This is a genomic window from Paenibacillus sp. FSL R7-0652, assembly GCF_038595045.1.
GTDB lineage: Bacteria > Bacillota > Bacilli > Paenibacillales > Paenibacillaceae > Paenibacillus.
In genome coordinates, this window is the sequence record NZ_CP152001.1 from 3,114,319 (window position 1) to 3,139,948 (window position 25,630).

Here is a 25,630-nt window from a genome sequence, read left to right on the forward strand (position 1 = left end):
GCTGACAACACATTCGAGGGAGGAATTTGGGTGAAAAAAGGATTGGCTTGTCTCGTAGCAGGAAGCATGATCGTTTCACTAGCAGCTCCGGCATTAGCCGGGGCAGAACAGGGTAAGCAGCAAACAGCAGCGGAGCAGGTGCAGGCATCAAGCCTGCTTCTGACTCCCTACAAGGATCTGAAGGGGCATTGGGCCGAGAAGGATGTTATGCGTATGCAGGACATGGCGCTGACCAAAGGGTATGCAGATGGTACGTTCAGACCGAATGAACGCATCAGCCGGGCTGAGTTTGTGGTCATGCTCGATCGGGTGTTCGGATTCGCAGGAGGTGCTGCAGGAACGTCGTACACAGATGTGACTGAGCAGGACTGGTATTTCGATGCGATAACACGTGCAGTCGGGTCCGGTATTATTCAAGGGACGGATGAATCACACCTTTTCCCGCGGCTTCCAATTACGCGGCAGGATGCCCTGGTGATGGCAGATCGTGCATTCCAGCTGTCAACAGATAGTGAGAATGAAACGTTGAATTCCACTTTCAAAGACGAGAAAGATGCTGCTGACTACGCAAAAAGGGCGATAAATTACTTTGTGCATAACAAAATTGTAAACGGATACAATGGAAAACTTGCACCAAAGTCCAATATTACGCGAGCTGAGGCCGCCACGCTGATGTCATCGATGATTGCAGCGATCAAAAGTGTTCCGGGCATTTATGAATCCAAAGTAGATGGCAATCTGATCATTCGCTCAGCAGATGTGACGTTACAAAATACAACCGTTAACGGTAATTTGCTGCTGACCGAGGCCATTGGTGAAGGTACAGTAAAGCTTGATGGAGTAACGGTTACTGGAAGTGTAATCGTGAAGGGTGGAGGAAGCCACTCCATTGAAATTCATAACTCCAGTCTGAACCGGATTGTGGCGGACAAAAGGACCGGCCCGGTACATATCGCGATAACGGGAACAACTCAGGTGCAGGAGATGATTGTTGAACGTAAAACTTCAGTTGAGTTGTCTGCTGAGAGTACAATTCAAACATTAAAGGTAAACGGCAAAGCTCGTCATACGACTATTGACGGCAAAGGAACGATCAAACAGTTCGATGTGCATGCTCCTGATGTGCTGCTCAATGGAAAAGCGGTTACACCAGGGAGTCACAGCAACAATACTTCCTCTGGGACCGGACAGACGGAACAACCGAAACCTGCTGCACCTGGCTCTGGCAGTTCAGGAAGCAGCAGTGGTTCGAACAACAGCTCCAATTCAGAAGGAGGCGGGTCCTCGAATCCGGGTGGACAGACACCTTCCGTTCCAGGCACACCGTCTGGCGAAAAACCGATCCCGGCAACCACGATTCCAGACGAGCAGTGGGAAATGGTTTGGAATGATGAATTCAATGCGTCCTCTGTAGATGCATCCAAATGGACGGTTCAGGATACGGAGCTTGTCTATAATAATGAACTGCAGTACTACAGCCCGAGTAATACTCGTATTGTGAAGGACGGCAGCCGCAATGTTCTTCAGATTGAAGCGAAGCGGGAGCAGAAAGGAAGCAAAAATTATACTTCCGGCAAACTGATCTCAAAGGAGAAGGGCGACTGGACCTACGGCAAAGTAGTCGTGAGAGCCAAGCTTCCTGTGCAGCAGGGTATGTGGCCAGCAATCTGGATGATGCCTACCGATGAAGCACACTATGGAGGATGGCCCGCTTCCGGTGAGATTGACATCATGGAGCTGATCGGCGGACAGAACAAGGACCATGAAATCTACAGCACGATCCACTATGATTCGAAAAAAGCGGATGGTTCTCACGGGCATGACCAAGGTAAGTTTACCCTGCCGCAAGGTGAATCCTTTGCCGATGAATATCATGATTTTCAGGTGGAATGGCTGCCTGGCATGATTCGTTTCTATGTAGATGGCAAGCTGCACCATCAGGTTAACAACTGGCAGACCACGGCAGCGGGACAGCCGGAAAGCTATACGTTCCCCGCACCGTTCGATCGTCCGTTCTATCTGATTCTCAACCTTGCGGTTGGCGGGGATTGGCCGGGATCACCGGAGAATGAATTTGTTTCCGATAAAATGAATGTAGATTTTGTACGCGTATACGCTTATAAAAATATGGATGAATGGCCGGATGTAACTTCCAGTCCAATTGAGCCTGAGAAGCAGCGCGAACCGCAAGAGGATCGCAACCAGATTTATAATGAACAGTTTACCAAAGGCGTGGATGCAAGCGGTGTTCCTGTCGATTGGAATTTCATAACAAATGCAGGCGGAGAGGGTAAAGTTGAAGTTGTCGACGATGCGGTCAAAGGCAAAGCAGCCAAAGTAACGATCTCCAAAGCCGGAACGGAGACCTATTCGGTACAGCTGACCCAGATGCCAATGTATATACAGAAAGACAAAAAATATAAAGTTGAGTTTGATGCCAAAGCTTCGGCCAATCGGGTTATTCGTTCCAAAGTGACTCAGTATGAGAAAAGCTGGACGAATTACTCTGAAGAAAAAGAACTTTCAGTCACAACGGATTGGCAGCCGTATGAATACGAATTTAACATGCGTAATGGTTCAGACAACAACGCAAGGTTTGAATTTAATCTGGGATTAAATGAAGGCGAAGTCTGGGTAACCAATGTAAGACTGAAGGAGATTGGTGAAGCCGATCCGCTGCCGGTGGAACGCAAAGCGCTGCCGGATGGCAATTACGTTTATAATGGTACATTTGATCAAGGAAAACAAAGGCTCGGCTTCTGGAACACTCAGATTCAAACGGATGCGGATGCGCAGATATCAGTCAATAATTTCTCGAAGTTCCCGATCATGGAAAGACAGCTTGTTGTCGATGTGAAAAAAACGAATGGACAGCCGGAGCAGGTTGCTGTTGTACAGCCTGGCATGAAACTGGAAGGCAGTACAGCCTACGGATTCTCATTTGATGCCAAGGCAGATACGGCAGGCATTATGGATATCGGTTTATCCACTGCTGAGGGCCACGACGTGAAGGTGCATCAAGGACAGCAGATTCAGATTGGAAACGAAATGAAAACGTATACTGGTGAAATTGTGATCGGAGAGGGCCAGGCGACAGCAGTGTCCGAACTAAAGCTGATGTTCGGCGGCAGCGCTGGCAAGGTATATGTTGATAACGTGCGGTTGACGAAGCGCGGAAAGCCGGTATCGATTCAAAATTATGCACATATTGCAGCGGCTGATGCCTACGTGATGCAGGGGCTGCAGCTCGAAGCTTCCGATGAGGGCGGCCAACATGTCAGCTATATGGATGAAGGTGATCTGCTTCAATTCAAGATTAATGCTGCGAATGATGGAGTATATGCGTTCTCAACACGGATGGCGAGTGCCAAAGATGATGCCTTAGTACGTTTTACCGTCAAAGATGAGGAAGGCAATACAGCTGCAAGCTCTGAATTTGTGCTGGGAAATACGGGCGGCTGGCAAACGTACAAAACCGTATATCTGCCACCAGTTTCCTTACAAGCAAACAAAACGTATTATGTGAATTTTGAAGGAAACGAATACAACACACGCTGGCTCGACATCTCCCGGAGTAAAGTGAAGAACGGCGGTTTGAGTACCGATTCATCAAACTGGATGCTGCCTGCGACTGTAACTACGGCGACATACAGCAATGAGCAGGGCATCAGTATGACGCTTCCGGGTACAACCGAGCATTGGTGGGATGCCATACTGCAGCAGGGAGAGCTCTCGCTTGAAGCCGGGAAAACGTATCGTCTAAGCTTTGACGCAGCGGCCTCATCACCAAAATTTATGCAGGTGGTCTTGTCGAAGGCGGGCAGTGATACAGAGAAGTATATGGAGCAGACGGCAGAAATAACAGAAGCGAAACAGCAGTATACGTATACCTTTACCATGGGAGAGACTGCGGATGAGGCAGGCATGTTAAACTTCGGTCTCGGAAATCCGGCAGCGGCGACAGGAGAGCATATCGTTTCTATTCAGAATGTAATGCTGTTTGAAGTTAATCCAAGTGCAGAAGAAGGGGGGCAGCCTGTACGCGTCAACCTGATCCAGAACGGTGGCTTCTCGCAGGGAACGGACAGCTGGTTCACGTATGCGGCCAGTAATAAACCGGAGGACTTGGTGATCCGTGCTGATAACGGGCAGCTTCAGGCACAAGTGGGTCAAGTGGGAGAGAATCCATGGGATCGGCAGTTGATCCAGGAAGGCTTTGGGATGCAGCAGGGTTACACCTACAAGCTGACATTCAAAGCAAAAGCGGATCAAGCACGCAAAATGAGCGTTGGTATTGGCTGGGTGGATGTGCCTGCGAATTATAAATGGACCAGCTTCTTCGGGAATCAAATGGATCTGACGACGGAAGAGCAGCAGTTCTCGTATACGTTCCCGGTGACTGAAGCGAGTTATAATAACAGCCGAATTGTTTTTGACATGGGCCTTATCGATGGCAATGAACAGGAAGGCACCACGATCACTTTGTCTGACGTTAGTCTGATTAATATGGGTAAATCGCAATAAAACAGTGACTGAAAGAGTATTCTGTCATTGGAGCATACAAGTGAAGTCGACGTGTGAATAATCTTTAAAATCAATTTATGCAGCTTAAAAAAGGACGAAGCAGATCATTTCTGCCTCGTCCTTTTTGATGTGCATCGGCATTCAATCCGGGTCGTCAACGCCCCGACATCTGATCAAGGCAGTGACGTAATTGATACATCATCGATAAAGGCTGTATTATCACCTTGAGTTGTCGTTGCGGCGAATTTAATCGTATGTTTTCCGCCACTTGTCTCGAAAGCATCGGTTCTGAACGTTTCGAAGCTGCCGGATTCGGGCTGATATGAGCCGATAACCTGATTATCGAAATATATATCAAAAGACTGAGTGCCCCCGAAGCTGGTCCGCTTGGCTGCTTTAAACGACATTTGATAGACGCCCGGCTTGAAGTTAATGGACTGGCTTAATGTGCCGGATATACCGCCATCCGTTTTCAGATATCCAGTCTGAACCCCTTGAGGAGCTGACGGGGCTTGAAATGGACCGTTGTTATGCTGCACACCTGAACGGCTGTCGAATACCCATCCGTTGGTCATCGGCCCCGGTTTGGCTGACGTTGTCGCGGGCTTCTCAAAGCCGGCATTGAACAATGTGACTGCCGGAAGTTCATCCGGAATGTTCGGATTCACAAAGCAGCGTTTGGCTGTACCCGGGATCGGATCACCTAAAAGGGCACTTGTACATGCTGCGCCGTTTTCCTGGATCGAATAATTAAACAATCCGTCTGCACCATAAGCGACGACCGCTTTACCTTGGAAATAACAGTCTCCACCATTTTCAATCATGCAGAGTTTGTATCCGTCCGGTGCACTGCTGATCTGTCCAATCTGATAAAGCGAGGACACTGTGCCAGAAGGCTGTAATCCTGACTTGAACGCTTTGGCTTTGTATAGGGCAAGAGAACCTTCGTTCAGAATAACGGGTCTCACGTACAGGGTGGATTGGGCTGTAGGTTCGCTTCCATCTGTGGTGTATCGAATCTGAGCTCCGTCGGTTGCGGTCTCCAGATAGAGCACCTCCGAGCTGGGAAATACGTGCTGATCCAGACTGAAGGTGGGAACCTCGACCTTATCTGTTGATGTTGATGGAAGAACTCGAACGAGAGCGACACCATATGCTTCTGGGGCGGCTGTACTGGTGGCACGAATTGCAACAAGTGTTTCATCGTTCACCTGAGGAGCCTGATACACCCCGTTTGTGTTAATTGTTCCGTTGTTTTGTCCAATAACGTTCCATGTGACACTTCCGCTGTTATCAATGACTTCTGCCGCAAGGGTGACAGATTCGCCTGAACGTACGGTTGGATTAACTTGATCCAGTTTTACTTGAGTTTGGGCAGGTTGAGTCGTATAGATAATGACATTGTAATCCCCGTCAACTGAACGGTCTGTTAGTGAAGTGCCTGCAGGGAAATTGGCGGTGACTGGAGGAAGTACCGCATTGGCTTCCGGTATTACGTCATTGTTGTAGACCATTTTCCGAAACGTTTTATTGATCGCAGTACTGCCAAAGTCCAATGTGATTTCCTTGCTGGAGCCTGCTTTGGTTTCGACGAGCACGGTATAATTGCCGTCCGTACCTTTAAATGCCGCCGCACGTACATCGGTGGAACCGCCAGTATTTACAGCAAGTACTTCACTGTGTTCGGGAATATAGCGGTTCAGCATACCTGAAATGTAAAAGGTTTTACGCGGATTCAAGCCGAGTACGACCGCGTCCCACATCGTATAGGTTCCGTTCGTTCCACCCGTAGGGTCATTCGTCCAGACCCCGTTTAACTGCCACATCAAAGCCGATTTCACGCCCATATTGGCGGTTTGAATGACCGAGTTGGCATAACCGGCATCCCAGTTACTTGCTTGATCATCTGCCCAGCCGAACTCGGTCAGATGAAGCGGTTTATTTCCGACATAACCTTGTCGCAGTGCAAAAGCACTGCCCAGTCCTTCGTACGATTCGCCGTACACGTGAAAGCTGTACCCGTCGATGGCATCATCAGCATGCTGCTTCATATATTCGATCCATGCAGGAGCACCCGTCTCTTCAGGTCCCCAGATTTCAATCCGGTCACGGAGGCCGTCCGCAGTCAGTCTGGCACTTATTTTATTAACCATTTCGGCGTAATACGCCTTCTGATCTCCCGGTGCTTCGAAATCCCAGCTGCCGTTCGGCTCATTATAAAAAGTAAGATACTTCACGTTGTCATAACCACGGTTCCGAATCAGCTCATCCAGCAGGGCGGAAGCAGAGGCCGCGTAAGCATCCAGATCCGCAGGGGCACTTGTCCACGGGTCAATTCCTGGTATGGAGAACCAGTTATGAACAGACGAGCCTACCTTCCACCCAAAGTTCAGTTCAATTTCGGTTCCAGCCGTTTTGAATGCATCAAGGTATTTGTAGAAAGCTTTCATGTTAGAGCTCTCCCATGTGTAGGTTCCTTTGGAAGGCTCCATCCAGTCAATCTGAAACCAGACCCTGGCAATTTTGGGCTGTACGGTTTGAATACGCTTTTTATCGATCTCCCAATGAGCTTCGGAATACCCGTACTGCATCTGTCCAGGCATGAGTGCCGTCGGAATGGTATTGACACCCACGCCCAGGAAATCATCCTGAATGACGTTATTCGGATCAATCGTAATGGTATGAGTGCTTGTGTCCTGATTTTGACGTTGGTTCTTTGCGGCGTCAACCGGAGAAGGGGCGGGAATAAACGAAGCAAGCATGACGGCTGTGAGGAGCGAAATACCCCATCGTGAAGCTAAACGGACGGATCTGCTTTTCATCTCAGCTCTCCTTTATTGTTGGTTTACTGCACAACATGCGTGCGGCACTTCATATGATAACGTTTACAATAAAATACAGATTTGAAATATGATTTGATGCGGTTGAAAAAAAGAGGCTCGGGTTGAACAAAACAAAGCCTGCTTGAACGATTTTGCTTCGAAACGGTCTTTACGGATGCAAATGTGCATTTTATGCTTTTTAAGAGAACCCTTCGCATGAAATGGAGAAAAGGATTTGAAGTGAAAAGTGAACATAACATGCGCGTGCACAAATCAATTTTACAAGGAGTGTCAGCGAAAATGAGCAGTAACCAATCGGAAACTAATGAGACGATAGTGAAGCATCCTATAACGAAGCATTCTTTTGATGATCGGGTCGAAAAGAAAACAGCGCCTGTGCACCTTGAAGCACTCCAAGTCTCTGCTAATGGACGGTATCTGGAAACCTGCGCGGGGGTTCCGTTTTTCTGGTTGGCTGATACGGCTTGGGAGCTGCTGCATCGTTTGAACCTGGAAGAGAGTGAGCTGTATCTTCGAACCAGGGCGGCCCAGTCCTTTAATGTTATTCAAACGGTATTGCTCGCTGAATTCAGCGGGGTAACCACGAACAATGCTTCCGGCCGGACACCTCTTCATATGAATGAAGATGGGCAGCCTGACCCGGCTCGACCCGATACGGATGGCCCCTACTCTTATTGGGATCATGTGGATGCTGTACTCGAGCTTACGCGAAGTCATGGAATATATGCTGCACTGCTCCCGACATGGGGAGATAAATTCAATCTTAAATGGGGCAAAGGACCTGAGATTTTTACACCTGAAAATGCTTATACCTATGGCAGATGGTTGGGGGAACGGTATGGTAAACATCCGCAAGTGATCTGGGTTCTTGGAGGGGACCGTGCATTAGAGACCAAGCTGCATTTTGACATCACTGCTTCTATGGTAGAAGGGTTGAAGCAGGGCGGCGCCGTGCAGCTGATGACCTTTCACCCGCCGGGATGCGAGTCTTCTTCCCGCCAGTTTCATGATGAGCCCTGGCTTGATTTTAATATGATCCAGTCCGGTCATGGAGAACGGGAGATTACCAATGACCGACGTGTACAGCAGGATTACGACCGGGAACCGGCGAAGCCAACGCTTGATGCGGAGCCGTGTTACGAGGACATTCCCGTTGGATTTCGGGGGGAACTGGGATATTTCGATGCGGCAGATGTGAGGAAGGCAGCGTATTATGCGTTATTTTCAGGCGCAATGGGTCATACCTATGGTCACCATTCGATTTGGTCGATGTACCGAGGGGGAGATGACCTGATTGAATCTAACCAGCAAGGTGATTATTTCATTATGTCCTGGCGCGAAGCCCTGCATCGTCCCGGTGCAGCGCAAATGCGTCACCTTCGGGCCTTGTTAGAACAAGAAATGGGGCGAGACTTAAAGCCGAACTTGGATTTGCTGCACTTCAACCGCACAGGTGCTAACCGAATGGCTGCTTTACAAAATAGAGAGAACGCTTACATTTACCTCCCAAATGGCTTGTATGTCGATGTAGTCATGAGGTATATTGAGGGCAAGCAGATTAGAGCAGCATGGTTCTGTCCCCGAACAGGAGAACGAACAGAAGCTTCTTCTAATGCTGCAGTACTGAATCAAGGCATTGAACGTTATACAGCCCCAACAAGCGGACGAGGGAATGACTGGATTTTGATACTGAAGGGGGTTTGATGCATGTATAAGGTGATGATCGTCGAGGATGAGATGCTGGTTCGTATCGGACTGAAAAATTCCGTCGAATGGAGCAGGTTCGGGTTGGAGGTTACCGCCGACTTTCCTGATGGCCTGGCTGCATGGGATTATTATGAACGTGAGAAACCCGACGTGGTCATTACCGATATCAGTATGCCCAGAATGGACGGAATGGAGCTGATCTCCAACATCCGTAGACAAGACAAACATACGCGTGTCGTCGTGCTCTCATGTCTGGAAGAGTTTGAGTTGGCGCGTAAAGCTCTGAAGCTGGATGTGTCCAGCTACATTTTAAAACTGACGATGACCGAAGAAGAGATTGAACAGGTGCTGACAGGTGTCAGGGAAGAACTGGATCAGCAGCAGAGCCATGTGAATATTGTTCAAAGGACTACAGCCTCGGCATCACCGGATATAGAATTGGTAAAAGAAAAAATGTTCAAGGACTTTATGTTCTATCAGATTTTCTCTACAGATGAGTTCTCAAGGTTCGTTACAGAACTTGGCTTGAGATTATCTCCTGTTCGCCTTGTCGTATGCGTCATGGAAGTGGACCATTACTTTTCGCTCAAAGAGCGATTTCGTGATGAGCATGGTCATCTGGTCAAGATGTCTATGCTGAATATTCTAAGCGAGATCATGTCGGGGTATAAACGGGGAGAAGCTGTCCAGATTAACGACCGTCATTACGCGATTGTACTGCACTTTGCCGATATGCTGTCTGAACAAGCTATTGTACAGGAGATTCGGCAGCTGCTTGAACATATTCAAGATACGATTCGTCATTATTTCAACTGCACGGTCTCATTCGGAATCAGCAGTGTCAATGGAGGGTATGATTCGCTCCCTAGACAATATGCCGAAGCCCAGCGGGCGCTGCAGCGCAAATTTATTGTCGGCCCAGGACAGCAGCACCAAGGGACAGGGCGTGCCGACCGAACCGGTGTACTTGCACGAGTTGAACGAATTCGTAACCATAACGACATAAGGGAGCTGCTCCCACAACTGAAACAAAGAGAGTATGATGAGTTTCTGGATGAGATCGAATGTGGGATGTGTGAAGATCGCAAAACACTGGAGATTACGGTGTATCAGTTTGTACAGTGGATTAATACAAATGTATATGATCACAACAATGAAAAGACGCTGCTGCTCAGCATGACCGAAAAACTGGAGAATTGTGATACGATGCCCGATATGCTTGACCAGGTCCTCACATACATGAACACTCTAGTTGATTTGGTTCGCAAGCGCTTACAAATGAGTGATGAGATCACCCGTGCGATTGAATACATCAAACGCCACTATACAGAAAATATCAGTCTGCAGATGGTCGCGGACTATGTGGGTTTAAGTCCGGGTTATCTCAGCAACCTCTTCCGTAAGGAGCTGCAGATTACGTATATTGATTACGTTAACCGATACCGCATCGAACGTGCGAAAGAACTGCTTGCCCAGAACCAGCTGCGTTCTTCCGATGTACCAGCCTTGGTTGGCTTTTCGCCGGAGTATACGTATTTTAGTAAAGTTTTCAAAAAAATTACGGGACTTAATCCAAATGAATACCGCAGGCAAACAACACTCAAAGACAAGAGGGTGCCTTAAATGAAGAAAACCCTCCTATCGCTTTTCACTTCCAGACAGCTGCGAACCCAGCTTATTCTCTATATTATGGTCATCAGCCTCGCCGTCATGGCGGGGGCTTCTTATTTTATTTATTCTTTTATGCAGAATATGGTCAAGATCCAGAATGAACGCCTGCTCTATCAGCAGTTCCAGCAGCTGGACCACAACATCGGAGGTTTAGTAAAGGAGATCGATCGATTATCGATGCTGTTTCTGCGGGATGATCATATCCAGCGCTTTTTATACAAAATATCAGAGAAAACAGAAGAAGAATTTCTGGAATCCAAAAATGATGTGCAGCGTGTCGTTGCGGATTTCATCGATAACTACAATTATATTGATTCCATCTATATCACAGCAAACAATCTGGGTGCTGTAGGCGGAAGCCAGAAACGGACATTAGTATATGATCGGGATGCATGGCAGCAGAGCTTTTTCACCTCCGAGCCTTTTCGTCAGACCATTGAACAGTATCCGCAGCTGATTATTCATTCCGGAATCAAGAAATCGTTCTACAACCCGTATCTAACCGGTAAGGATGATGGTTATTTAATCAGTTTGATGCGGGGAACGCGTGCCATCTATGATCCAACCACGAGCGCTACACTCATATTTAATATTGATGAACGTTATCTGTCATCGATCTATTCTACGGCATTGAACCGGGAAGAAGGCGATATGTATATCGCAAGTGCGGACGGAACAGTGATATCGGCCAGTGAGGAGGGCCGGGTAGGGACTCGAAGTTATTTCAAGCCGGGGACAGAGCTGGCAGAAGGTGCTTATGGCAGTTTAGATGATGAAAAGGCCGGACGAAGTATGCAGGTGGTCTATTATAAGCTTCATGACGGCGGCTGGTATCTGCTGAAAGAGATTCCGCTCAGTCAGTATTCAGACCAGATTATCGGCGTGCAGCGCATGCTTATGCTGGTTTTTACAATAAGTGTGCTGGCAATCTTTATTGCTTCCTACTTCTGGCTGCGGAAAATCATTAAACCGTTAAACCAGCTTTCGGGCAAAATGAAAGATATGAGCCGCGGTGAACTTGGTGTTACCGTGGATCACGTTCCGAATAATGAGCTTGGCACCGTGATCCGCCGCTTTAACGAGATGTCACTCAGCATGGTGGAACTGGTGGAGAAGAACAATGAAATTCAAGAGAAGAAGAGGGAACTGGAACTGGAGGCGCTGCAGTATCAGATCAATCCGCATTTCCTCTATAACACTCTGAACATGATCCGCTGGATGGCTGTCATTGTAAAGGCTGACAACATCGTGAATACGATTGTTGCGCTGGGCAATATTTTGCGTCCCGTGTTCTCCAGTAAAGATCCCATGTGCACGCTTCGCGATGAGCTGTCGTACCTGGACAACTATTTAAAAATTATCAACATGCGATTCAACAACAATATTACGTTCACCATGGACGTGGATGAGCACTGGATGAACTGTCAGGTACCGCGCTTTATGCTGCAGCCGCTGCTGGAGAATTCTATTGCATCAGGCCGCCAGAGTGAAGATTTTGCCATTCAAATCGGAATCAGTGCAGCTGGAGATGAAGATCGGCTTATCCTGAGCGTTACGGATTCCGGGGCAGGGATGGACAAGGAGACTCTCGAAACTTTGAATGAAAAGCTGGCTGGAGGAGAATCACCTAAATCGACTGTTGGCGGCAGCGGGATCGGTCTTAATAACGTTAACAAACGGATTCGGTTATATTTTGGTCCAGACTTCGGCATTCATTTTGCCCCAACGGAGCAGGGAGCAAAGGCAATTGTTACCCTGCCGGTTCGCCGAATATAACATTGGATGCTCTCATGAGCTCGCCCAAGAGGCGGCGCATGAGAGCATTTTCTTTGAGCGGCAAGTCTTTGATAAATTGTTCAAGAAACATCTTAAAATGGTTCAAGTCCGCTCGGGGAACAGCCCTGTTTTTTTCAAGGAGATCAGAGGAACGTTCATTTAACCGCCTTTAAGAAAGCGCTATCATATGAATATGCCAATTGATTAACCCAAAACGAAAGCACCGAACAAAGGAGAAATTCATATGCAGCGAACCGAAACTCTGACACGTTCCATAACGAAAAAAGCCGGCAAGCTGAATCGCAAGGACGGTATTCACCTCCTCCTGCTGGCCGCGCCATTTGTACTATTTACTTTAGCTTTTAGTTACGTTCCGTTATTCGGATGGATCTATGCATTCTTCGATTACAAACCGGGCATTCCGCTGCACCAGACACCATTTCTGGGATTAGAGAACTTTCGCAATATGTTCGATGATCCACGGATGGGACCCGTGCTGGCGAATACACTTGCACTCAGCTTATTGTCCATAGCAACAGCACCTGTACCTATGCTGCTTGCGATTCTAATCTCGGAAGTCCGCTCCGGCTGGTTTAAACGGCTGGTGCAAACCGTATCCACGCTGCCCAATTATATCAGCTGGATTATTGTCTTCTCTCTGGCATTCAGCATGTTCAGTACGGAGGGCGCAGTCAATTCCATCATGATGAAAACCGGCATCGGCAGTCCCCCCGTGGATATCCTCGGGAACTTTGACCGGGTATGGACCGTTCAGACCCTGCTCCTGCTGTGGAAATCGGCAGGATGGAGCGCCATTATCTACCTGGCAGCCATCGTAGGCATAGACAGTGAGCAGTACGATGCAGCGAAGGTGGATGGCGCCGGGCGCATGCGTACCATCTGGCATATTACACTGCCCAGCATCATGCCAACCTTTATTGTGCTTCTGCTGCTCTCCGTCAGCAACCTGCTCTCGGCAGGTTTTGAACAATATCTGGTGTTCAGCAATGTGATGATTGCAGACCGGATTGAGGTACTTGACCTATATGTATATCGACTTGGTCTTGTAACAGGTGACTACTCGTACTCAACAGCTGTAGGTATTTTCAAAACAGTTATCAGTGTACTGCTGCTCTTCAGTGTCAACATTCTATCCAAGAAAGTTCGCGGTCAAGGTATCGTCTGACTCGCAGGGAAAGGAGCAAAAAAGATATGCGCACACAGCCCTCAGGACAGACGCTTCGTTCCGTCCGCCACATCGATTGGAAGGATTTTACGTTTACTTTGTTTAACTACATCCTGCTGTCCATGCTTGTTATTATTACAATCTATCCGTTCTATTACATCTTCATCTATTCCATCAGTGATCCAATTGATGTTCAGAAAGGGGTCTATTTCTGGCCAGCCGGCTTCTCACTTGAAGCATACAAGGCAACGGTACAACTGCCGGGTATTATCGATGCTGCTCTGGTTAGCGTCTCCCGAACGGTGCTGGGTACTTTAATTACCGTGTTCAGCTGTTCATTCTTTGCCTATCTGATTACCAAAGAAGAGATGCCGTATCGTAAAATGATCTACCGTTTTGTTCTGATTACGATGTACTTTAACGCCGGTTTTATCCCATGGTATCTGACCATGAAGACATACGGTTTACAGAATAATTTCCTGCTGTACATCATCCCGAGTGCAATGTCGGGCTTTAACATTATTTTGATCAAAACGTTCATCGAACAGCTTCCCGCTTCTCTGGAGGAATCCGCGAAGATCGACGGAGCCGGATATTTCCGTATCTATCGCAGCATTATTTTCCCGCTCTCGATGCCCATTATCGCCACCATTGCCGTGTTCTCTGCGGTAGGACAGTGGAATACCTGGTTTGATAACTTTTTCCTCGTTGAGAACCCGAAGCTGCAGACACTGCAGCTCGTGCTCTATAACTTCCTGAACCAGTCCAGCAACCTGTCGAATATGAGCACGGAGGAGCTGACGCGGGGAGATGTTGTGCGGACACTCACACCTCAGTCCATCCGAATGACAATCACGATGCTGGTTACGCTGCCGATTGTACTGGTGTACCCAATGCTGCAGCGGTATTTTGTTAAAGGTATCATGATGGGCGCCGTCAAAGGCTAAAGCCAAAAAGCCGCAAAGTCAAATATGCCGCAAGCAGATTGGATTATCCGGTTAAATGCCGATAATTATAGAAGAAGATAAACAGGAGGGTTATGACATGAGAACTAAAACAACGTTTCGCCGGGTAATGGCCATGCTCATGATGACGTCTATGCTGCTTGCAGCCTGTACGAGCGGAGGCTCGGGAACAGGGCAGCCCGGTTCAGGTGAAGCCGGCTCGTCAGACAACGGCTCCAACAAAGATTTGGTAACACTTCGTGTTCTGATCATGGAAACCGGCTCCAAATGGAATACGCAGCAGAACAACGAGGTAGCTCAGGCCATTGCCGAGAAGATCGGGGTCAAAATCGAGTACGTTGAAGCAGACGAGAATAAATTCAATGTACTGCTTGCTGGCGGCGATCTGCCCGACCTGGTAAGGACCAACGTGAATAAATATCAAAAGCAGTTGATTGAAGGCGACCTGATCGTTCCGCTTGACGACATGCTTGCCAAATCCGGTAAAGATATTACCGCTAATATTCCTACCGTTGTCGAATACAGTATAAAGAACTGGAGTAACGGGACGGGAAAACTGTATTTCCTGCCTCCGCAAGTACAATCCAAGCCGGGTACATCCATTGCACCGATCACCATTGGACCAACGATTCGCTGGGACTGGTATAAAGAGGTCGGTGCACCTGAAATAGCAACGATGGACGATCTGCTGGACGTTGTAGGCAAAATCGTGGAGAAACATCCGCAGACCGAAGACGGCAAGAAAGTGTACGGCGTGTCCATGTGGCAGGACTGGGGGCTGTGGCCTTATACGATTCCGCCGGTTATTTTCACTGAAAATGTAAGTGCTACAAGTGACCTGACAGCATCCAAAGTGGGCGGCAGCGAGTTCATCAGCAATCTGACCGATGAATCTTCCAACTTCTGGACAGCGATGGACTTTTATAACAAAGCGCAGCGTCGAGGATTGCTTGATCCCGATTCCCTCACGATGAAAAACAATGACTACATGGCAAAAGCAACGGCAGGACAGATTGTTGTGGGTCCGGCAACCTGGGCAATGGGTGATTTCAATGCCCAGCACGCAGGCGAAGGCAAAGGATATCTGGTTGTTCCGGCTGGTAAGCTGGCTTGGACAGGTGCAGTGAACCCGCTTGGATGGCAGGATAAAGCCTACAGCATCTCCAAAACATCCAAAAATCCGGAAAAAGCAATGGAGTTCCTGAATTATATTTACTCTTATGAGGGTGCACGTACGATGTACAACGGCGTAGAGGGAAAACATTGGAAGATGACGGATGGTAAACCGGCACTGACGGATGAAACACTGGCGCTGAAAGCCGCAGGTGGAGCACCTTACGAAGCAACAGGGCTTTCTCTGGATCGTAACATTATCGGTTTGGGCGGAGACATGGTTAATCCCAATGACAAAATGCCAGTAGACCTCTTCACCTCGGAGGAAGCCTTATCCAAGGCAGCCACACCGCTCGAAAAAGACTTTGCACAGCATTATGGCGCTTCTTACTCGGGAGAAGTGTTCAAAAAGCGGATTGATGAAGGTAAGCTCAACACATTTACTACCTGGATGAACGGCATGGACGACGAGGAGATCGTTAAACGCAACACTGTTCCAGGTGTAACGCTGGATGACAAACTGAAAAAGCAGGAAGCTGAATTGAAAGAACTGGCTGCACGCGAAGCCGCAAAAATCATTCTTTCCAAAGATGAGCAGGCTTTCGAGGCCAATAAACAAGCTGCACTTGCGGCGTTCAAAAAAGCCGGAGCAGATGAATTTACCGCTTGGTATAACGGTGAGGTACAGCGGCTTCGTCAAGCTCACGGTCTGTAAACTGACTTAACTGAAGCGAGTAGAGCGTTGGAAGAGGAGCTGAAGCTGTGAAGTTTTAGCTCCTTTTCTTATGCAGCATGCATCTAAAGAAAAACCCACAATTCATTGAAGTGAGGAGTTGACTTGAAAATGGATCAAACTCTTACAGCTGGCGGGAGGGAACTGCCGATCAAAGAAAAGGAAGGCAGTACAGATCGCTTTGTCTGGCAGGCTTCCTGGATTTGGGGAGGCAGTGAGGACTGGCCGCGTAATGAATGGCGCTGCTTCCGAAAAGCATTTACGCTGCGGCAGTGGGAGCACGAAAGTGCTGAGATCACGATAACGGCAGATGCCAGATACGTATTGTACGTGAACGGTGTATTGTGCGGAAGAGGACCCAGTCGTTCCTGGCCCTTTGAACTGAATTATCATGTGCATGAAGTAGGGCATTTACTTCGGCCGGGCGTTAATACACTGGCTGTTCTGGTCATGAGCTATGGTACGGCGACTTTCTCTTATGTGCCTGGGAGAGGCGGACTTCTGGCGCAGCTGGAGCAGGTACACCTTGATACGGATGGAACGCCTCAGCAAAGAGAGTTGATCGCTGCTACCGATGCTTCGTGGTGCACCACTCCATATGCCGGATACGAGCGAAGAGCTTCACGTATGTCTTGTCAGCTTGGATTTACAGAGCAGGTGGATGCGAGGCAGTGGAAGAGAGAATGGTTTGGAGCAGCAGAGCATGCAGCATCAATTGAAGAGTCAGGCTGGACAGCCGCACGTGTCATCGCAAAGGCAGGAGACGCACCTTGGGTTAAGCTGATTCCCAGTGACATTCCTGAACTGACCGAGCAGGAAGTTTGGCCTGTACGGGTCGAGTCTTTGAAAGAGGCAGTGCCCATCTCCTGGACTCATGTGCTTGATGTTCGTGAAGCGATGGACCCAGGCAGCAGAATGCACGCCAATCCGGTATCCTTTGCCGGTTATGCTGCCGCAGTCGTTCACTCAAGCCGCGAAGCCGAAGCGGTCATCGGATTTTTCAGTGCTTTCCATGCCCTGCGCGGATTCACCCTTAATGGGATTTATTATCCTGTGTCAGCAATGGAAGGCGAAAGGCCGCGCCGTCTGCAGCAAGTCAAGCTCCAAGCGGGTGACAATCTGCTGCTTATCGAGCTCGCTGGTCAGGATCATGGGGGCGGATTGCATCTGGGTATCGATTGTGAGGCTGCGTTTAGGGTTGTGTCACCGCTTCTTGATAAAGAAACCGTGAGCGCAGCACCCTTTGCCCTTATCGGTCCGTTTGCTTCACTTGTTCACATTGATCATCAGCCCAACCCGGATGCACTTCGTCAGTATCAAGGTTTCGGAGGTCAGAAGTCCTTGGACATACACGCCTTCAAGGATGCTGATGTTTATCTTCAGTGCAGGACATTGTCTACAATCCGAGAGCTCCTCCTTTATCGTAGGTGGGTTAAACCCTTCCCCGACCTGCTCAGCTCCGATGCTTCGATATTTGTATCCAGCATATGGAAGAGAGCGGAACAGACGAAGGCTGTTCCTGCGCCATTACAGCAGATCTGTCTTGCCAACCGGATACCGGCCATCATACCCGCAGCGACGACGGGTAGAGGTACCGAGCTGATTCTGGATTTTGGACGCGAATGGTCAGGCTTCCTGCGATTTGAGATCGAGGCACCTGAAGGCACCATACTGGATGCTTACGGATTTGAGTATATGGACGGTGGTTCCCGGCAGGATACCTTTGGCGTGGATAATACACTGCGTTATGTGTGCCGTGAAGGCAGACAACGCTATGAATCGCCTGTCCGGCGCGGACTGCGATATCTGATGCTTACGATCCACGGGAATATGAAACCTCTGCGGTTGTTCGGTGTAACTCTGGTGCAGAGCAGCTATCCGGTGGCAGAGATTGGCCGCTTTCACTGCTCCGACCCGCTCTTGAATGACATCTGGGAGATCAGCAAACATACGACCCGGTTGTGTATGGAAGACACCTTTGTGGATTGTCCGGCTTATGAACAGGTTTTCTGGGTTGGTGACAGCCGTAATGAAGCTCTGGTGAACTATTATGTATTCGGTGCATTGGATATCGTTAAACACTGTCTGCAGCTCGTGCCTGGCTCAGGAAGTCAGACCCCGCTTTATGCGGATCAGGTACCCAGCGGCTGGAGCAGTGTGATTCCGAACTGGACGTTTTTCTGGATAACCGCCTGCCTTGAATACACACGTCATACCGGAAGCGGAGCGTTTGCTGCAGCGATTTGGCCAAAAGTAAAGTTCACGCTGGATCATTATCTGCAGCATTTGGATAAGCAGGGCCTGTTGACCATTCACGCATGGAATCTGCTCGACTGGGCTCCGATCGAGCAGCCGAATGACGGGACAGTTACGCATCAGAATGCCATATTAGCACGCACGCTGGCAGACGCAGCTCGGTTGTCTGAATTGGCAGGATGTGCAGAAGAAGCGGCATATTACGATGCCAGGTCACAGCATTTAATCTATGCCATTAACAAACATCTCTGGAGTGAAGAGCATCAGGCTTTTATTGACTGCATTTATGCCGATGGTTCTCCTTCCAGCACATTCAGCATGCAGACTCAGGTGACGGCTTTGATTACTGGAGCGGCAGCAGATGAGCGTAAGGAGATACTTGCAGCTTATCTAACTTCACCACCTGATCATTTTGTAGGGATAGGCAGTCCGTTTATGACGTTCTTTTATTATGAAGCACTGGTAATGCATGGTGAGATCGATAGAATGCTGCAGGATATGCGTGAGAAGTTCGGTGAGATGGTGAAACATGAAGCTACAACCTGCTGGGAAATGTACCCGGGATTTACCGAGAACAGAGCGAACCCCAAGGATCTGACACGCAGTCATTGTCATGCCTGGTCAGCTGCACCGGGATATTTTTTAGGTGCTGTGGTTCTCGGAGTGCGTCCTGCCGCAGACGGTTGGACAGCCGTTCGGATAGCCCCGCAGCCAGGCGATTTGCAGTGGGCCAAAGGGGCGGTGCCTCTTCCCCAGGACGGAAGAATTGACGTGAAGTGGGAGATTCGGAAGGAATCAGGTGATTCCGTTTTTCAATTGGAGGTCGTCGCACCAAAAGAAGTTGCGGTGGAGATGGAAGTTCCCGAAGGATATCGGCCACTGCTCATACACAGAACATACTGAAACAGTGCATGTAGTGTCGGCAGAGGTTCGCAGAACACGAATGGAGTGTTAGGAAAATGACAAACATCTCGTATTATTATCCTGTTGAAGGTAAGCGTTTTCTGGATGAAGTACAGGACGAGGCTTATGCCCGCTCTCCTCTTCATGGAGACGCATGGGTGGAGATGGACAGCCGCATTCCTGTTCTCTCTATTCCAAATGAAGTTCAGACGATGTCAAGCTTCCATACCAGCAGCTCGAAGTCAGAGGATTCCATGCCGCTCTCCGGCATCTGGCGTATGAAGGGGAGCGAACCGGCGGATCATGGTGATCCCGCCCCGGCGACGGGCTGGTTTGGACGAAAAGCCAAGCCGAGTGAAGGAATGCGCGATCGTTGGTATGATCCGGATCATGATCGGAGTGACTGGCTTGAAGTCAAAGTTCCTACAACGGTGCAGCAGGCGCTGGTCGATCTGGAATTAATGGCTGATCCGCATTGGAACACAAACACCTTTGATGAATTGGAACAGAACGGGACGCCTCAAGAGACTCCCCTCTGGTTTCGCAGAACGCGTGTGGAATGCAGGGAGTGGTGGTTTGCCACTGCGTTTGAAGTACCCGAGACGTGGGAGGGAAGACGGCTTTCCTTAACGTTCGACGGTATCGACTACTCAGGCACAGTGTTTCTTAATGGTGTCTCGCTTGGACATCATCAGGGTATGTTCGGCGGTCCGGTCCATGATATTACAGAGCTGGTTCAATGGAATGAGGTCAATGTGCTCGTCGTTCGAATCGACCCGGCGCCGCAAAGCTGGAATGGGCTGATGAAACCCAGTCCGGGCTTTGGCTGGCATTACGGCCATCTCATCTCACTTGGCATCTGGAAGGATGTATGGGTAACGGTTCAGCCGGATATTGCGCTGCTTGATCCCTATCTAGTAACCATGTCCTGCACTTCCGATGAAGCCCTGCTGCAATTGGAATTTACGACAGAGAGCAGCCTTACAGAGCGGACCTCTTTAACAATTGAAGGCCTTATCTGTTTAAAAACGGAGAAGAGCAGCAGGGATGATTGGAGGAATCCAACGAGTGCAGTCCAATCGACTGCGGATGAAAGGGGCAGCCGTGTTGACACCGGCTTTATCTGTTCTATAGAAGTGCCCCGTGGGCGAAGCAAATTCAGTACTGTGTTTAAACTAAGCCGTCCTAACCTATGGTGGCCATCAGGTTATGGAGAGCAGCCAATCTATGAGCTTATATTGAGGTCTGCTTCCGGCAGCTGTGAACATAAAGGTGCACCAGACATCGATGGTTTGTCCCGCGAGTCAGCGCCTGAATCTTTGCCCGGATCAGTGGGCGGATATGCCGACACGAAGCCTGTTAACGTAAGTGAGATTCGAACTTCATTTGCAATCCGCACTGTTGAAATGAGGCCCATGACGGAGGCGGTGCCGGAAACCGACTATCGCTGGCAGTTTGTGATTAATGGCGAATCGATGTTTATCAAAGGAGCCAATTGGTGCTGGCCTGACGTCATGCTGACGCAAAAGGAAGGTCAGATTGAACGGCTACTGGAGCTGGCACGCAGAGGTCATGTACAAATGCTGCGGGCATGGGGCGGCGGATTAGTGGAAAGTGATGAATTCTATGATTTATGTGATCAAAAAGGCATTATGGTATACCAGGAGTTCCCGCTTTGCTGGGGCCCGCCTGATGCTCCGGTAACAGATCTTGGCGTGATTGACCGTCAAACGGCACTTTCCGTTAAACGGCTGCGGAATCACCCTTCTTTGATCATGTGGGGTGGAGGCAATGAGAACGGAGCTCATGGAGGCGCAGATGAAGGACTTTTTCTGGTTGGAAAACGATGCCGCGAGTTTGATCCGTCGCGTCCATTTCACCGAACGGACCCTTGGGGAGGCAGCGTCCATAACTGGAACGTGTATCACGGCGGTGAACCGCTGGAAGAAGCAGTTGTGGCAATGCCTTCGGTATTTTACGGGGAATTCGGCATTCCGAGCCAGACCAATATCTCCAGTTGTCTGCGTTATATGCCGGAGGAGGCACTGTCCTCTTTTCCGCCAACCGAAGAAAGCAGGGGCTGGAAGGCTCATTTTCATCAATTCAGCCTGAAGGATGTTATTAAAGTAATGCGCTACGCATCATACGGACCTATCCAGAGCTGGGAGGACTACATCATATATTCACAGACCGCTCAGGGGGATGCCATCCGATTGGTCGCTGATCTACAGCGTGCAGGAACCGGCAAGGACAAGAGCGGATTCTGGTATTACAAATTCACCGACTGTTTCCCGGGACATTCCTGGGCAGTGATTGATTATTACGGCACAGCCAAGCTTTCCTATTATCGAGCCAAGCAGGCTTCACGTCCACAGAATGCTTTCATCACCGCCGGTAAACTGGAAGGCTGGCTGGCAGGGGAAGTGTTCCGGGCTGACCTGCATCTCGTGAACGACTCGCGAGAAACGCTTAGTAACGTGACTGTTCGAGTCACGATGTTCAGCAGCCAATTAACGGAATTGATGACTTGGAATTATCCGGGTTTAACCGTGTCTCCGGGACGGGTCTATCCCATTGCATCACTGGAAAAGCTCCTGCCGGAAGCTTCAGCCATTCAGCCTTTCCTCGCTGCAGTAACGCTCCATTCAGAAGATGGAAGACGGCTCTCCGATCATTGGTACTGGTATAACGCCCAGCCGAAAACTGCCGAACTGCTGGCCTTCGAGCAGGAGCACAGACACCATTCAAACGAATACCCGGATCATGAGGCAGCGCATGCCTTTATGCTGTACGGGGAACTACCCAATGCTCCAATGCGCGAGCTTCCCTCTACCACGCTTGAATGGTATGTCCAGTCAGCTGACAAGGGTGAGAAGGGGAGGACGGGTGGAACGATTGTGATCCACAATTCGGGTATGGTGCCCGCAATCCGGGTAATCATTCACCATTTTCCCGATGATTGGAGCTGTTATCTGGATGACAATGATTTTGGTCTCCTGCCGGGAGAACAGAGACATATTGCTTATGAATCCGGCTTCGAAATTAGATTAGACAAACTGTCTGTCAGTGCCTGGAATGCACCTGAGGTGACGCTGCGTACCCAGCCATAGTATGCACATATGACGAGAAGCCAAGCTGACTTACAGGAAGGAGCAGCAGTATGACATCAATGAAGAGAAGCGAGTCAGAACGGATCGACCCGATTGATGAAGCAGTTGAACGGACGGACAATCAAATTGTAATGAAATCGGATCAATGGGCTGCGGAGTGGATAACTCGCAAGGCACAACCATGTGAAGATTGGACTGCATATCAGGCAGAAGTTGTTCTGCATATCGAAGCAGATGGAGCTTCATTTCTTTTCGGTTATCAGGATGAAAACAATCATGGCGGGATCGAATTCGCTGAGAATCAAAAGGAACCCGGGAATGATCAGCTTGTGAACTCCTGTCTCATGTCCGTTTACTATATAAAACAAGGTATACGTCATAACTTGGATGAGGTTGCGGTGTCTTTACTTGAAAGAAAGGCAGCGCCCATCAAACTCAAAGTAAACACAGAAAACAAAGTATGGCACGTGATGGTGAATGAGCAGCGGATTTGTTCATGCAGGGCAGCTTCTTATGAAGGAACAGTCGGATTTCGCACGAAAGAAGGACAAAAAGCGGTCTTTCGCGACTTGAAGCTCACGGGCACGAACGGTCGCGTGCTGTATTCCAACCGTTTTTACGATCCACAAACGACGCACTGTACAGCAGGTTCGATTCATGCTTCAGGTAATGGGCTGGCGCTGGAAGGAAATATGCTGTCGATCTGTACCTCACCACTCCCGGTAGATAGTCCGCTGTTTCGTAAAACATTTGACCTGACTCTCCTCCCGATTGAAGCCAGATTACGCATCTATTCGATTGGGTGGTATGAGCTTCATATCAATGGAAATCGTGCGGATGAGCGCGTACTTGCTCCGGCGAACACACCGTATAACCACAGCATGCTTTATGACACGTATGACGTAACCCATTTGATTCAAGAAAGGCATAATGTGCTGGGCGTGTGGCTGGGGAACGGGTACCATTTTAACTACTCACGCTGGGGCTGGAAATGGAACAGAGATAAAGCATTGATCCTGCAGCTGGACCTCCGGTTCGAGGATGGGAGTACACAGAGCATCACGACGGATTCTTCCTGGTCATCTGCGGCAGGCCCTATTCTTGTCAATGATATCTATGATGGGGAGTCCTATGATGCAAGGCTGGAGCAGCTTGGTTGGAGCCAACCCGGTTTTATTGAAAATAACGACTGGTCAAGCGTGGTGAGCGCTGAGCCCCCTGCAGGCAAACTGAAGGAAAATCAACAACCTCCGGTTGTGCCCTTTGAACCGCTGGAACCGACAGCAGTCTTTCATCCGCGTCCCGGCGTAAATGTATACGATTTCGGGCAGAACATCTCGGGATGGGCCCGAATTCAGGTTAAGGGCCGGGCAGGGAGTGAAGTAAGGATGAAATACAGCGAACTGATCGATGAATCAGGCTGTATTGATCCATGGACGAATCGAAACGCCAAGGCGTCAGACACTTACATTCTTCGTGGAGAAGGTGAAGAAAAATATGAACCACGTTTCACATATCATGGCTTCCGTTATGTTGAAGTCAGCGCCGGTTCCTGCTGGATCTCCATTCAGGCTGTTCCGGTTCATGCCGATGTAGAATCGGCAGGCACGTTTGAATGCTCGGATGAGATGCTTAACCAGCTTTACAGTAACATTCGCTGGTCCTATCTGAACAACCTGGCGAGCATCCCGACAGACTGCTGTCAGCGTGATGAACGCACTCCCTGCCTCATGGATTCCGCTGTTGTTGAGGAGGCGGGCATGCACCATTTCAATATGCAGCGTTATTACCGCAAATGGCTGGAGGATATTGAGGACAGCATGACTAATCCGGATTGGAGCGGAGACAAAGTCTCTCTTCCATGGCATCTTTATCAGCATTATAACGATCTGGAAGCGCTGCGCCGCAGTTACCCGTCTATGAACACATACATTGACCATCTGCATGAGAAGTGGCCTGAACATATAGTGAAGGAGGGCTTTGGAGACTGGTGTCCTCCGAATGACGATGGCTGGGAGAACTATTTCCATGAAGTTGAACTTGTGAATACGAGTGTTTATTACAAAATCACTTCAATTACTGCCGAAACGGCATCCATATTAGGAATACATGCAGACTATAATCGCTATCTGAAGCTGGCTGGTGACATCAATCGAGCCTTCCAGGACAAGTTTCACACAGGTGACGGCATCTATGGGAGCGCTTCTCAGACAGCGCAGCTCATGCCGCTTGCCTACGGTATGGTACCAGTCAAACTGCGCGCTGCTGCCGCAGCCCGGCTGGTGCAGGCTATCGCCGAAAAAGACGGACATCTTCACACAGGCATCTATGGTACAAGATATCTGTTAGACGTGTTGGCAGATTACGGACACATTGATACAGCTTACGAGCTGCTGAGCAAAAAGGAATACCCCGGGTTTGGTTATCAGATCGAACGCGGAGCAACGACGCTATGGGAGCAGTGGAGTGAGAAAGGAGGCATGCATTCGCATGATCACGCGATGTTTGGCGGCATCAGCGTCTCTTTTTATACAAGGCTGGCAGGCATAAGGCCTAACTCACCAGGTTATGAAAAAATATGGATTGAGCCTTTTATCCCCAGCAAATTGAATAAGGTTAGTGCGTCCCTAAGGACTGCATATGGTCTCATTACTTCATCTTGGAAGAAGGATCAAGCAGGGCTGCATATACAGGTAGAAGTTCCTGAAGGAACGACAGGCACACTTGTTATGCCCGCCGCTGTCGTTACGGCAGCAAAACTGCCGCGTATCCATGAGTTGAACCCTGGAAAGTACAGCTTCTCTCTTCCGTTCGAGAGGAATTTGTAAAAATCAGTGAAGGAG

Annotated in this window: 11 protein-coding genes; 10 read left to right on the forward strand and 1 reads right to left on the reverse strand. The window is 49.1% G+C overall.

The window, feature by feature from the left end; all coding sequences use genetic code 11:
• Positions 1 to 30 precede the first annotated feature (30 nt).
• A complete protein-coding gene (locus tag MKY97_RS14135; RefSeq protein ID WP_342556029.1) occupies positions 31 to 4,524 on the forward strand; it encodes a carbohydrate binding domain-containing protein in 4,494 nt (1,497 codons plus the stop codon).
• 173 nt (positions 4,525 to 4,697) lie between these two features.
• On the opposite strand, the gene MKY97_RS14140 is transcribed toward MKY97_RS14135, so the two are convergent.
• Positions 4,698 to 7,346 carry a chitobiase/beta-hexosaminidase C-terminal domain-containing protein gene (locus MKY97_RS14140; protein ID WP_342556030.1) on the reverse strand — a complete coding sequence of 883 codons (2,649 nt, stop codon included), beginning with the start codon at positions 7,344 to 7,346 and terminating at the stop codon, positions 4,698 to 4,700.
• Between the two features lie 300 nt (positions 7,347 to 7,646).
• Between MKY97_RS14140 and MKY97_RS14145 the strand changes: the two genes are divergently transcribed.
• The 9 genes from MKY97_RS14145 (at position 7,647) to MKY97_RS14185 (ending at position 25,615) form a co-directional block, all read left to right on the forward strand.
• Positions 7,647 to 9,071: a glycoside hydrolase family 140 protein gene (locus MKY97_RS14145; protein WP_342556031.1), complete on the forward strand. Its 1,425-nt coding sequence runs from the start codon at positions 7,647 to 7,649 to the stop codon at positions 9,069 to 9,071.
• Between the two features lie 3 nt (positions 9,072 to 9,074).
• A complete protein-coding gene (locus tag MKY97_RS14150; RefSeq protein ID WP_342556032.1) occupies positions 9,075 to 10,697 on the forward strand; it encodes a response regulator in 1,623 nt (540 codons plus the stop codon).
• Entirely contained in the window at positions 10,698 to 12,521 is a 1,824-nt protein-coding gene (locus MKY97_RS14155; protein WP_342556033.1) for a sensor histidine kinase, read from the forward strand.
• Between the two features lie 244 nt (positions 12,522 to 12,765).
• Positions 12,766 to 13,707, forward strand: coding sequence for an ABC transporter permease subunit (locus tag MKY97_RS14160; RefSeq protein WP_342556034.1), 942 nt, complete (start codon positions 12,766 to 12,768; stop codon positions 13,705 to 13,707).
• A gap of 26 nt (positions 13,708 to 13,733) precedes the next feature.
• The gene (locus tag MKY97_RS14165; RefSeq protein ID WP_342556035.1) at positions 13,734 to 14,654 is read left to right on the forward strand and encodes a carbohydrate ABC transporter permease; all 921 of its coding nucleotides are present in this window, start codon (positions 13,734 to 13,736) and stop codon (positions 14,652 to 14,654) included.
• Between the two features lie 97 nt (positions 14,655 to 14,751).
• Complete coding sequence (locus MKY97_RS14170; protein ID WP_342556036.1) at positions 14,752 to 16,500, forward strand: extracellular solute-binding protein; 1,749 nt, start codon at positions 14,752 to 14,754, stop codon at positions 16,498 to 16,500.
• Positions 16,501 to 16,629: 129 nt separating this feature from the next.
• Positions 16,630 to 19,677 carry a family 78 glycoside hydrolase catalytic domain gene (locus MKY97_RS14175; RefSeq protein WP_342556037.1) on the forward strand — a complete coding sequence of 1,016 codons (3,048 nt, stop codon included), beginning with the start codon at positions 16,630 to 16,632 and terminating at the stop codon, positions 19,675 to 19,677.
• A gap of 56 nt (positions 19,678 to 19,733) precedes the next feature.
• Positions 19,734 to 22,787 (forward strand): sugar-binding domain-containing protein, encoded by a 3,054-nt coding sequence (locus MKY97_RS14180; protein WP_342556038.1) that lies wholly within the window; start codon positions 19,734 to 19,736, stop codon positions 22,785 to 22,787.
• Positions 22,788 to 22,837: 50 nt separating this feature from the next.
• Positions 22,838 to 25,615 carry a family 78 glycoside hydrolase catalytic domain gene (locus MKY97_RS14185; RefSeq protein ID WP_342556039.1) on the forward strand — a complete coding sequence of 926 codons (2,778 nt, stop codon included), beginning with the start codon at positions 22,838 to 22,840 and terminating at the stop codon, positions 25,613 to 25,615.
• Positions 25,616 to 25,630: the final 15 nt, after the last annotated feature.